Raw genomic sequence first — 12,318 nt, forward strand, 5'->3', positions numbered from 1 at the left:
GGAATCTGACCCCAATTAATTTTCTTGGCATTGTTGTTGCAGTGCATTATTCTTGCGATCCCGCCCAATGAACCCAGGAGAGCGCCATGACGACGGCCGCTGAGATTTCCCATTTGCAAGAACACGGCCTGTACTCCGGTGCCAATGAACATGACGCCTGCGGTGTCGGCTTCGTGGCGCACGTCAAGGGCGAGAAGAGCCATGCGATCGTGCAGCAGGGATTGAAGATTCTCGAGAACCTCGATCACCGCGGTGCGGTGGGCGCGGACAAGTTGATGGGCGATGGCGCGGGCATCCTCATCCAGCTGCCGGACGCGCTCTACCGCGAAGAAATGGCCAAGCAAGGCGTGGAGCTCCCCCCGCCCGGCGAATATGGCGTCGGCATGGTCTTCCTGCCGAAGGAGCATGCTTCCCGCCTGGCGTGCGAACAGGAACTCGAGCGCGCGATCAAGACCGAAGGGCAGGTGCTCCTCGGTTGGCGGGACGTGCCGGTCAACAAGGACATGCCGATGTCCCCTGCGGTGCGCAAGAAGGAGCCGATCCTGCGCCAGCTGTTCATCGGGCGCGGCAACGACGTGATCGTGCAGGATGCGCTGGAGCGCAAGCTCTACGTGATCCGCAAGACGGCGAGCGCGGCCATCCAGAACCTGCGCCTGAAGCACTCCAAGGAATACTACGTCCCCAGCATGTCCAGCCGCACGGTGGTCTACAAGGGCCTGTTGCTGGCGGACCAGGTGGGCACCTACTACCTGGACCTGCAGGACCCGCGCTGCGTATCCGCGCTGGGCCTCGTGCACCAGCGCTTTTCTACCAACACCTTCCCCGAGTGGCCGCTGGCCCACCCGTACCGCTATGTCGCGCACAACGGCGAGATCAACACGGTCAAGGGCAACTACAACTGGATGAAGGCGCGCGAAGGCGTGATGTCCTCGCCCGTGCTCGGAGCGGACCTCAAAAAGCTCTACCCGATCAGCTTCGCCAGCCAGTCCGACACCGCCACCTTCGACAACTGCCTCGAGTTGCTCACGATGGCCGGCTACCCGATCGGCCAGGCGGTGATGATGATGATCCCCGAGCCGTGGGAACAGCACACCACGATGGACGAGCGCCGCAAGGCCTTCTACGAATACCACGCGGCGATGCTGGAGCCCTGGGACGGCCCGGCCTCGATCGTCTTCACGGACGGCCGCCAGATCGGCGCGACGCTCGACCGCAACGGCCTGCGCCCCTCGCGCTACTGCGTCACCGACGACGACCTCGTGATCATGGCGTCCGAGTCCGGCGTGCTGCCGGTGCCCGAGAACAAGATCGTGCGCAAGTGGCGCCTGCAACCCGGCAAGATGTTCCTCATCGACCTGGAACAGGGCCGCATGATCGACGACGAGGAGCTGAAGTCCGGCCTCGCCAACGGCAAGCCCTACAAGCAGTGGATCGAGAACCTGCGCATCAAGCTCGACGACCTGTCCGACACCTCGGGCAAGGTGCCGCACAGCGACGTCGAGCTCCTCGACCGCCAGCAGGCGTTCGGCTATACGCAGGAGGACATCAAGTTCCTGATGTCGCCGATGGCGCAGGCCGGCGAGGAAGGCATCGGCTCCATGGGCAACGACAGCCCGCTGGCCGTGCTCTCGTCCAAGGACAAGCCGCTGTACAACTACTTCAAGCAGTTGTTCGCGCAGGTGACGAACCCGCCGATCGACCCGATCCGGGAGGCGATCGTGATGTCGCTCGTGTCCTTCATCGGACCGAAGCCGAACCTGCTGGACATCAACCAGGTCAACCCGCCGATGCGGCTGGAAGTGAGCCAGCCGATCCTCGACTTCGCCGACATGGCGAAGCTGCGCGACATCGAGAACATCACGCACGGCAAGTTCCGCAGCTACACGCTGGACATCACCTATCCGCTGTCGTGGAGCAGCGAAGGCGTCGAAGCGAAGCTCGCGTCGCTGAACGCGGAAGCCGTCGATGCGATCAAGGGCGGCAAGAACATCCTGATCATCAGCGACCAGGGCGTGGGCCCGGAACAGGTGGCGATCCCCGCGCTGCTCGCGCTGTCCTCCATCCACCAGCACCTGGTGAAGGAGGGCCTGCGCACCACGGCGGGCCTCGTCGTCGAAACCGGCACCGCGCGCGAGGTGCATCACTTCGGTGTGCTCGCAGGCTATGGCGCCGAGGCGATCCACCCCTATCTGGCGATGGAAACGCTCGTCTCCATCCACAAGGACCTGCCGGGCGACCTGAATCCGGACAAGGCGATCTACAACTACGTGAAGGCGATCGGCAAGGGCCTGTCCAAGATCATGTCCAAGATGGGCGTGAGCACGTACATGAGCTATTGCGGCTCGCAGCTCTTCGAAGCCATCGGCCTCAATTCGGACACCATCGAAAAGTACTTCACCGGCACCGCGAGCCGCGTCGAGGGCATCGGCGTGTTCGAGATCGCGCAGGAAGCGATCCGCATGCACAGGGCGGCGTTCGGCGACGACCCCGTGCTCGAGAGCATGCTCGACGCCGGCGGCGAATACGCCTGGCGCGTCCGCGGCGAGGAACACATGTGGAGCCCCGACGCGATCGCGAAGCTGCAGCACGCGACGCGCGCCAACAACTGGAACACCTACAAGGAATACGCCCAGCTGATCAACGACCAGAGCTGGCGCCACATGACGCTGCGCGGCCTGTTCGAGTTCAAGCTCGATCCCTCCAGGGCCATTCCCATCGACGAGGTGGAGCCGGCCAAGGAAATCGTGAAGCGATTCGCCACCGGCGCGATGTCGCTGGGCTCGATCTCCACCGAGGCGCATGCGACGCTCGCCGTCGCGATGAACCGCATCGGAGGCAAGAGCAACACGGGCGAGGGCGGCGAGGACCCCGCCCGCTACCGGCAGGAGCTCAAGGGCATCCCGATCAAGCAGGGCCAGACCATGGCCGACATCCTCGGCCGGGAAGTGGTCGAGGTGGACAACCCGCTCGAAGCCGGCGATTCGCTGCGCTCCAAGATCAAGCAGGTCGCTTCGGGACGCTTCGGCGTCACGGCCGAGTACCTCTCGTCCGCCGACCAGATCCAGATCAAGATGGCGCAGGGCGCCAAGCCCGGCGAAGGCGGCCAGCTGCCCGGCGGCAAGGTCTCCAAGTACATCGGGAAGCTGCGCTATTCGGTGCCGGGCGTGGGGCTCATCTCCCCGCCGCCGCACCACGACATCTATTCGATCGAAGACCTCGCGCAACTCATCCACGACCTGAAGAACGTCGCGCCGCATGCGTCCATCAGCGTGAAGCTGGTGTCCGAGGTCGGCGTGGGCACCATCGCCGCGGGCGTTGCCAAGTGCAAGAGCGACCACGTGGTGATCGCGGGCCACGACGGCGGCACCGGCGCATCGCCGTGGTCCTCGATCAAGCACGCGGGCAGCCCGTGGGAGATCGGCCTGGCCGAAACGCAGCAGACGCTCGTGCTCAACCGCCTGCGCGGCCGGATCCGCGTGCAGGCCGACGGACAGATGAAGACCGGCCGCGACGTCGCCATCGGCGCGTTGCTGGGCGCCGATGAATTCGGCTTCGCCACCGCGCCGCTGGTGGTGGAGGGCTGCATCATGATGCGCAAGTGCCACCTCAACACCTGCCCCGTCGGCGTGGCCACGCAGGACCCGGCGCTGCGCAAGAAGTTCGCGGGCAAGCCCGAGCACGTCGTCAACTACTTCTTCTTCGTCGCCGAGGAAGTGCGCCAGATCATGGCGCAGCTGGGCATCCGCAAGTTCGACGATCTGATCGGCCGTGCCGACCTGCTCGACATCCGCAAGGGCATCGCCCACTGGAAAGCGCGCGGGCTGGACTTCAGCCGCCTGTTCGCGCAGCCGCAGGTGCCGGCCGAGGTGCCGCGCTTCCACGTCGAGGAGCAGGACCACGGCCTCGCGCGCACGCTGGACCGGGTGCTGATCGAGAAATCCCGCGCCGCCATCGACAAGGGCGAGAAGGTGCAGTTCATCGAAGTCGTGCGCAACGTGAACCGCTCGGTCGGCGCGATGCTGTCCGGCGCGCTGACGAAGGTGCATCCGGAGGGCCTGCCCGACGACAGCATCCGGATCCAGCTCGAAGGCACCGGCGGGCAGTCCTTCGGCGCGTTCCTCGCCAAGGGCATCACGCTCTACCTCATTGGCGACGCGAACGACTATACCGGCAAGGGCCTCTCTGGCGGTCGCATCGTGGTGCGTCCCAGCATCGACTTCCGCGGCGTCGCCACCGACAACATCATCATCGGCAACACGGCGCTCTACGGGGCGACGACCGGCGAGGCGTTCTTCAGCGGCGTGGCTGGTGAGCGGTTCGCGGTGCGCCTGTCCGGCGCCACGACGGTGGTGGAGGGGACCGGCGACCACGGCTGCGAATACATGACGGGCGGCACCGTGCTCGTGCTCGGCAAGACCGGCCGCAACTTCGCGGCGGGCATGTCCGGCGGCATCGCGTATGTGTACGACGAGGACGGCCAGTTCGCGAGCCGCTGCAACACGTCGATGGTCTCGCTGGAGCGTGTCGGCACGGCGGCCGAGCAGAAGGCCGGCAAGACGCGCATGCACAAGGACCAGGCCGACGAGACCCTGCTGAAGAAGCTGCTCGAGGAGCACAACCGCTGGACCGGCAGCAAGCGCGCGCGCGAACTGCTGGACCACTGGGCCACGTCGCGCACCAGGTTCGTGAAGGTCTTCCCGAACGAATACAAGCGCGCGCTCGCCGAGATGTACGAGCGCGAAGTGGAAGCAGCCAGCACCGGCAACAACGCGCACGTCGCGATGAAGCCCGACTCCGTCGCCGCAGCGTAAGGAACATCATGGGAAAGATCACCGGCTTCATGGAATTCGAGCGTCAGGAAGAGGGCTACCGCCCCGTTCCGGAGCGCGTGAAGAACTACAAGGAATTCGTCATCGGGCTCACCGACGACCAGGCCAAAGTGCAGGGCGCGCGATGCATGGATTGCGGCACGCCGTTTTGCAACAGCGGCTGCCCGGTCAACAACATCATCCCGGACTTCAACGACCTGGTGTACCGCCAGGACTGGCGCAACGCGTTCACGGTGCTGGACTCGACCAACAACTTCCCCGAGTTCACCGGCCGCATCTGCCCGGCGCCATGCGAGGAGGCCTGCGTCCTCAACGTGAACGACGACCCGGTCGGCATCAAGTCGATCGAGCATTCGATCATCGACCGCGCCTGGGAGCACGGCTGGGTGACGCCGCGTCCCCCCCGCATCAAGACCGGCAAGAAAGTTGCGGTCGTGGGTTCCGGCCCCGCGGGCATGGCCGCGGCGCAACAGCTGGCGCGCGCCGGGCATGACGTGACGCTCATCGAGAAGAACGACCGCATCGGCGGCCTGCTGCGCTACGGCATCCCCGACTTCAAGATGGAGAAGGTGCATATCGACCGCCGCGTGGAGCAGATGAAGGCCGAAGGCGTCACCATGCGCACGGGCACGATGGTGGGCAAGCTGCCCGAGGGCTCGAAGATCACCAACTGGGCGAAGGAAACCATCACGGCCGAGCAGCTCACCGCCGAATACGACGCGGTCGTGCTCACGGGCGGCGCGGAGCAATCGCGCGACCTGCCGGTGCCGGGCCGTGACCTGGACGGCATCCATTTCGCGATGGAGTTCCTGCCGCAGCAGAACAAGGTCAATGCGGGGGACAAGGTGAAGGGCCAGATCCGTGCGGACGGCAAGCACGTCATCGTGATCGGCGGCGGCGACACGGGTTCGGATTGCGTGGGCACCAGCAATCGCCATGGCGCCGCCAGCGTGACGCAGTTCGAGCTGATGCCCCAGCCTCCCGAGGAAGAGAACAAGCCGCTCACCTGGCCTTACTGGCCCTACAAGCTGCGCACCAGTTCGAGCCACGAGGAAGGGTGCGATCGCGAATTCGCGATCGCCACCAAGGAATTCATCGGCGAGAAGGGCAAGGTCACCGGCCTGAAGACCGTTCGGGTCGAATGGAAGGACGGCAAGATGATCGAGGTGCCGGGCAGCGAGCAGACGCTCAAGGCCGATCTCGTGCTGCTGGCGATGGGCTTCGTGAGCCCCGTCGGATCGGTGCTGGACGCCTTCGGCGTCGAGAAGGACAACCGCGGCAACGCGAAGGCCGGCACGGACTTCATCGGCGGCTACGCCACCAGTGTCCCCAAGGTGTTCGCCGCGGGCGACATGCGGCGCGGCCAGTCGCTGGTGGTCTGGGCCATCCGCGAGGGCCGGCAGGCGGCGCGCGCGGTGGATGAGTTCCTCATGGGATTCAGCGATCTGCCTCGCTGAAGGGATGGCGGGGGCGCCGCCAGCACGGCGGCGACTAGTAACTTATCATTCCGGGTTTCCCCGCTTGTTCCCCGGATGACATCACCCGACCCCTCGGCACTCGTCGAATGCCGCTCCCTGAGCTTTGGCTACGGCGAGCGGCGCATTCTCGACGACGTGAGCTTCACCGTGCCGAAAGGCAAGGTGACGGCCCTCATGGGCGCGTCGGGCGGCGGCAAGACGACCGTCCTGCGCCTGATCGGCGGGCAGGTGCGCGCCCAGCGCGGGCAGGTCCTTTTCGAGGGCGAGGACGTCGGCGCGATGGACGCCGGGGGCCTCTACCGGACACGCCGACGCATGGGGATGCTGTTCCAGTTCGGCGCGCTCTTCACCGACCTGAGCGTCTTCGACAACGTGGCCTTTCCCCTGCGCGAGCACACCTCCCTGTCCGAGGCGCTGGTGCGCGACATCGTGCTGATGAAGCTCAATGCCGTCGGCTTGCGGGGTGCCCGCGACCTGATGCCCAGCGAGATTTCCGGCGGGATGGCGCGCCGCGTCGCGCTGGCCCGCGCCATCGCATTGGACCCCGAACTCATCATGTACGACGAGCCTTTCGCGGGACTGGACCCGATCTCCCTGGGCACGGCGGCGCAGTTGATCCGCCGGCTCAACGATACGCTGGGGATCACGAGCATCGTCGTATCGCACGACCTGGAAGAGACCTTCCACATTGCCGACCAGGTGATCGTGCTTGCCAACGGCAAGGTCGCGGCGCAGGGGACGCCCGCCGAAGTGATGGCCTCCCAGGACCCGCTGGTCGACCAGTTCGTGCATGCGCGTCCCGACGGCCCGGTGCACTTCCACTACCACGGGCCGACCGTCGCGCAGGATTTCGGCGGAGGGTTCCAGGCATGAGCCCGCTGCACCCCGCGAGCATCGGCTATGCAACGCGGCGCAAACTCGGTGACATCGGCCATGCGGCACGCCTTTTCGTGCGCCTGGTGCGCCTCTTCGGCGCGGCGATGCGCCGCTTCGGGCTCGTGCGCGACCAGATCCATTTCCTGGGCAACTACTCGCTCGCCATCGTCGCGGTGTCCGGGCTTTTCGTCGGCTTCGTGCTGGGCCTGCAGGGTTACTACACCTTGCAGCGCTACGGCTCGTCGGAAGCCCTGGGCCTCCTCGTCGCCCTCAGTCTCGTGCGCGAGCTGGGGCCGGTGGTGACAGCGCTGCTCTTCGCGGGGCGGGCGGGGACGTCGCTCACCGCCGAGATCGGCCTGATGAAGGCCGGCGAGCAACTGAGCGCCATGGAGATGATGGCCGTCGACCCGGTGCGCCGCGTCCTCGCGCCGCGTTTCTGGGCCGGCGTGATCGCGATGCCGGTGCTCGCCGCGGTGTTCAGCGCGGTCGGCATCGTGGGCGGCTGGGTGGTCGGCGTCGTCCTGATCGGGGTGGACCCGGGTGCCTTCTGGGGCCAGATGCAGGGCGGCGTGGACGTCTGGCGCGATGTGGGCAACGGCGTCATCAAGAGCATGGTGTTCGGCGTGACGGTGACTTTCGTCGCGCTGCTCGAAGGATTCGAAGCGCACCCGACGCCCGAAGGGGTGTCGCGCGCGACGACGCGCACGGTGGTCGTGGCGTCGCTGGCGGTGCTGGGGCTGGATTTCATCCTCACCACCCTGATGTTCAGTATCTAGGAAAGAACGACATGGATCGCTCCAAAAATGATGTGTGGGTCGGCCTCTTCGTGCTGGTGGGCGCGGTGGCCATCCTGTTTCTTGCCTTGCAATCGGCCAACCTGCTGTCCCTGAGCTTCCAGCCGACCTACCGCGTCGTCGCGAAGTTCGACAACATCGGCGGGTTGAAGCGCCAGGCGGCGGTGAAGAGCGCGGGCGTCGTGGTGGGCCGCGTCGAATCCATCCTGTTCGACGACAAGTCCTTCCAGGCGCAGGTCGCACTGGCCATGGACACGCGCTATGCCTTTCCCAGGGACAGCTCCCTGAAGATCCTCACCAGCGGCCTGCTCGGGGAGCAGTACGTGGGTGTCGAAGCGGGGGCCGACACGAAAAACCTCGCCGCCGGCGACACCATCACCACCACGCAATCCGCGGTGGTGCTCGAAAACCTGATCGGGCAATTCCTCTACAACAAGGCGGCGGACGGCGCCAATGCGGGAAGCGCGCCCAAGAAATGACGACCATGACGACAACGACCCCCATTTCCCGACTCCTCCCGCGCGGCGCCCGAGCGGCAAACCTGTTCGCCATGGCCGCGTTGGCGTTCGCACTCGCCGGCTGCGCTTCGTTCAACCAGAACCCGCGCGATCCGCTGGAGCCCATGAACCGCGAAGTGACGAAGTTCAACGAAGGCGTGGACTCCATCCTCCTCAAACCAGCGGCGACGGTCTACAAGAAGGCGGTTCCGGCGATGGTTCGCACGGGCGTGTCCAACTTCTTCGGCAACCTCGGCGACGCATGGTCCTTCGTCAACAGCGCGCTGCAGTTCAAGTTCCAGAACGCCGCCGAGAACTTCATGCGGCTGAACGTGAACACTTTCTTCGGCCTGGGCGGCATCCTGGACGTGGCCAGCGAATTCAACATCGAGCGGCATCGCGAGGACTTCGGCCAGACGCTGGGCCGCTGGGGCGTGCCCGCCGGCCCGTACATCGTGCTGCCGCTCCTCGGGCCCTCGACCCTGCGCGATACGCTCGCCCTGCCGATCGACCGCAAGGCCGACCCGGTGCACCAGGTGGACCCGGCGAGCGCCCGCAATTCCCTGTATGTCCTGCATGCCGTGGATGTGCGTTCGAACCTCCTGCGTGTCGGCAGCGTGATCGACGAAGCCGCGCTGGACAAGTACAGCTTCACGCGCGAGGCTCATCTGCAGCGGCGCCGCGCGGAGATCTTCGAGAGCAAGGAATCCGACGGCGAGGAGCCCAAGGCCGACGGCACGGCCGCGACGCCCAACGCGCCGCCTCCCGCCGCGCCCGCCGCGAGCCAACCGGCATCGGCTCCCGCGCGTTAGGGTTGCAGACGGTTTCCTTTCGCCGTGGCGCCGGTGGAACCGGCCTGCGCGCGGATGTTCCAAACGAGGTTGCGGCTGTGTTCCGCTTGAAAGGTAGTTGAATGAAGCGACGTGTGGTGAATCAATTGGCCGTGGTCCTGCTGGGCTTCGCGGCTTTCGGCGGCCTGGTCCCGCTGGCACGGGCGGCCGACGAGGCGCCCGACGCGCTGGTCAAGCGCCTCTCCGATGAAGTGCTGGCGTCGATCAAGGCCGACAAGGCGATCCAGGGCGGCGACACCAACCGCATCCTTGCGCTGGTGGACAGCAAGATCATGCCGAACGTGAATTTCCAGCGCATGACCGCCGCCGCGGTGGGCCCGGCCTGGCGCCAGGCGACGCCCGAGCAGCAAAAGCGGCTGCAGGACGAATTCAAGACGCTGCTGATCCGCACCTACTCCGGGGCCCTGGCGCAGGTGGACGAGCAGTCCATCAGCATCAAGCCGCAGCGCAGCGCGCCGACCGACACCGAAGTCGTGGTGCGCACCGAAATCCGCGGCCGCGGCGATCCGATCCAGCTCGATTACCGGCTCGAGAAGACCCCGGGGCAGGGGGCGGGATGGAAGATCTACAACCTCAACGTGCTGGGCGTGTGGCTGGTGGAAACGTATCGCAGCCAGTTCGCGCAGGAGATCAACTCCAAGGGTCTCGACGGGCTCATCACCGCCCTCAGCGACCGCAACAAGACAAACGCCGCCAAGAAGGGCTGAAGCCGATGCTGGTGCTTCCCGCCGAGCTGACGCACGAACATGCGGTCGCGTGCTGCCGCATGCTCTCGCAGGCTTTGCGGGCACAGCCCGGTGCCGCCGTCGTGGTCGATGCGGCCCCGCTGCAGAACTTCGATTCCTCCGCACTGGCGGTGCTGCTCGAGTGCCGGCGCGACACGCTGGCGGCAGGCAAGACCTTCGCGGTGACGCGCCTTCCGGCCCGCCTGCTGGAACTCGCCACGCTCTACGGCGTCGCCGAGCTGCTTCCGGCGGCTGCGTAGGCCCATTCCGGCGCAGCAGGGCGGCCGGCGCATGGCCCGGTAAAATCGCGCGCTCATGCCCGCGATCTCCTTCCAAGCTGTCTCCAAGACCTATCCCTCGCCGCGAGGCGGATCGCTGAAGGCGCTCGATGGCGTCAGCTTCGACATCGAGCAGGGCGAGTTCTTCGGGCTGCTCGGGCCGAACGGCGCGGGCAAGACCACCCTGATCAGCATCCTCGCGGGCCTGTCGCGCGCCACGTCGGGCCGCGTGACGGTGCACGGCTTCGATGTGCAATCGGATTACGCGCAGGCGAGGCGGCACCTGGGGGTCGTCCCGCAGGAACTGGTGTTCGATCCGTTCTTCAACGTGCGCGAGGCGTTGCGCATCCAGTCCGGCTATTTCGGCGTGCGCAACAACGAGGCGTGGATTTCGGAACTGCTCGAGAGCCTGGGCCTGGCCGACAAGGCCGAATCCAACATGCGCCAGCTTTCCGGCGGCATGAAGCGCCGGATGCTCGTGGCGCAGGCACTCGTGCACAAACCGCCCGTGATCGTGCTCGACGAGCCCACCGCCGGCGTCGACGTCGAACTGCGCCAGACCCTCTGGCAATTCGTGGCGAAGTTGAACAAGGCAGGCTCCACGGTCCTGCTCACGACGCATTACCTGGAAGAGGCGGAGGCGCTGTGCGGCCGCATCGCGATGCTCAAGACCGGCCGTGTCGTGGCGCTGGAGCGCACGAGCGAGCTGCTGAAGGCCGCGTCCAGCAACGTGCTGCGGTTCAAGCTCGATGGCGTGCTGCCCGCGCAGTTCGAGGGCAAGGCCCGCGTGACGGGTCGGATCGTGCAGTTGCCGGCGCACGATGCGCACGAGATCGAGCAACACCTGGCGGTGATCCGGCAGGCGGGCTTGCGGGTCGAGGACGTCGAGATCCGCAAGGCGGACCTCGAAGACGTCTTTCTGGAGGTGATGTCGGGCAAGTCCGGGCAGGCCGCGGCCGGGGTTCCCGCATGACCGGCTGGCGCACGCTCCTGTACAAGGAAACCTTGCGGTTCTGGAAGGTCGGTTTCCAGACCGTCGCAGCGCCGGTGCTGACGGCCGTGCTTTACATGCTGATCTTCGGCCACGTGATGCAGGCGAAGGTCACGGTGTACGACAACGTGAGCTACACCGCCTTCCTCGTGCCCGGGCTCGTGATGATGAGCGTGCTGCAGAACTCGTTCGCCAACAGTTCGTCCTCGCTCATCCAGGGCAAGATCATGGGCAGCCTCGTGTTCGTGCTGCTCACGCCGCTGTCGCATTGGAGCTGGTTCTTCGCGTACGTCGGCTCCTCGGTCGTGCGCGGGCTGGCGGTCGGGCTGGGGGTGTTCGCGGTCACCGTGTGGTTCGGGCATCCAGGCTTCGTCGCCCCGCTGTGGATCCTCGTGTTCGCGGTGCTGGGTGCCGGCATCCTGGGCGCGCTGGGCGTGATCGCTGGGCTGTGGGCCGAGAAGTTCGACCAGATGGCCGCTTTCCAGAACTTCGTGATCATGCCCATGACCTTCCTGTCCGGCGTGTTCTATTCGATCCACTCGTTGCCCGCCTTCTGGCAGGGCGTGAGCCACCTCAACCCCTTTTTCTACATGATCGACGGCTTTCGCTACGGCTTCTTCGGCGTGAGCGACGTCTCCCCATGGCTCAGCCTGGCGATCGTCGGCACGGCGATGGCGGTGGTGAGCAGCATCGCGGTGCACCTCCTGCGCATCGGCTACAAGATCCGTGGATGAAAATAGCGCTTTTGACGACATGACCGCCGACGAACTCCAATCCCTGATTGCCGCCGGGCTGCCCTGCGACCACCTGCAGGTGGCCGGCGACGGCCGCCATTGGGAAGCCGTCGTCGTGTCGCGCGAATTCGAGGGCAAGCGCCTGATCCAGCGGCACCAGCGCGTCTACGCCACGCTGGGTGCGAGAATGCATACCGACGAGGTACATGCGCTCTCGATGAAGACCTTAACGCCCACCGAGTGGGCGGCCCAACCACACTGAAAT

Annotated in this window: 11 protein-coding genes; all 11 read left to right on the forward strand. The window is 66.0% G+C overall.

Annotation, left to right across the window (positions count from 1 at the left end):
- Positions 1-86 precede the first annotated feature (86 nt).
- The 11 genes from I5803_RS16885 (at position 87) to I5803_RS16935 (ending at position 12,315) form a co-directional block, all read left to right on the forward strand.
- Positions 87-4,811, forward strand: coding sequence for a glutamate synthase-related protein (locus I5803_RS16885; RefSeq protein WP_196987484.1), 4,725 nt, complete (start codon positions 87-89; stop codon positions 4,809-4,811).
- 8 nt (positions 4,812-4,819) lie between these two features.
- Entirely contained in the window at positions 4,820-6,286 is a 1,467-nt protein-coding gene (locus I5803_RS16890; RefSeq protein WP_196987485.1) for a glutamate synthase subunit beta, read from the forward strand.
- Between the two features lie 75 nt (positions 6,287-6,361).
- Positions 6,362-7,180: an ABC transporter ATP-binding protein gene (locus I5803_RS16895; protein WP_196987486.1), complete on the forward strand. Its 819-nt coding sequence runs from the start codon at positions 6,362-6,364 to the stop codon at positions 7,178-7,180.
- A complete protein-coding gene (gene mlaE / locus I5803_RS16900) occupies positions 7,177-7,959 on the forward strand; it encodes a lipid asymmetry maintenance ABC transporter permease subunit MlaE (protein ID WP_196987487.1) in 783 nt (260 codons plus the stop codon). Before I5803_RS16895 ends, mlaE begins: the two co-directional genes overlap by 4 nt.
- A gap of 11 nt (positions 7,960-7,970) precedes the next feature.
- Positions 7,971-8,456 carry an outer membrane lipid asymmetry maintenance protein MlaD gene (gene mlaD / locus I5803_RS16905; protein ID WP_196987488.1) on the forward strand — a complete coding sequence of 162 codons (486 nt, stop codon included), beginning with the start codon at positions 7,971-7,973 and terminating at the stop codon, positions 8,454-8,456.
- Between the two features lie 71 nt (positions 8,457-8,527).
- The gene (locus tag I5803_RS16910; RefSeq protein WP_231402444.1) at positions 8,528-9,286 is read left to right on the forward strand and encodes an MlaA family lipoprotein; all 759 of its coding nucleotides are present in this window, start codon (positions 8,528-8,530) and stop codon (positions 9,284-9,286) included.
- A 101-nt stretch (positions 9,287-9,387) separates the two neighbouring features.
- Entirely contained in the window at positions 9,388-10,032 is a 645-nt protein-coding gene (locus I5803_RS16915; RefSeq protein ID WP_196987490.1) for an MlaC/ttg2D family ABC transporter substrate-binding protein, read from the forward strand.
- Between the two features lie 5 nt (positions 10,033-10,037).
- Positions 10,038-10,310 (forward strand): STAS domain-containing protein, encoded by a 273-nt coding sequence (locus I5803_RS16920; protein ID WP_196987491.1) that lies wholly within the window; start codon positions 10,038-10,040, stop codon positions 10,308-10,310.
- A gap of 55 nt (positions 10,311-10,365) precedes the next feature.
- Positions 10,366-11,301, forward strand: a complete 936-nt coding sequence (locus tag I5803_RS16925) for an ABC transporter ATP-binding protein (RefSeq protein ID WP_196987492.1) — start codon at positions 10,366-10,368, stop codon at positions 11,299-11,301.
- Entirely contained in the window at positions 11,298-12,053 is a 756-nt protein-coding gene (locus tag I5803_RS16930) for an ABC transporter permease (protein WP_196987493.1), read from the forward strand. Before I5803_RS16925 ends, I5803_RS16930 begins: the two co-directional genes overlap by 4 nt.
- Before the next feature lie 19 nt (positions 12,054-12,072).
- Positions 12,073-12,315 (forward strand): BolA family protein, encoded by a 243-nt coding sequence (locus I5803_RS16935; protein WP_196987494.1) that lies wholly within the window; start codon positions 12,073-12,075, stop codon positions 12,313-12,315.
- The last annotated feature ends 3 nt before the right edge of the window (positions 12,316-12,318 follow it).

The sequence above is a fragment of the Caenimonas aquaedulcis genome (genome assembly GCF_015831345.1).
Taxonomy (GTDB): domain Bacteria; phylum Pseudomonadota; class Gammaproteobacteria; order Burkholderiales; family Burkholderiaceae_C; genus Ramlibacter; species Ramlibacter aquaedulcis.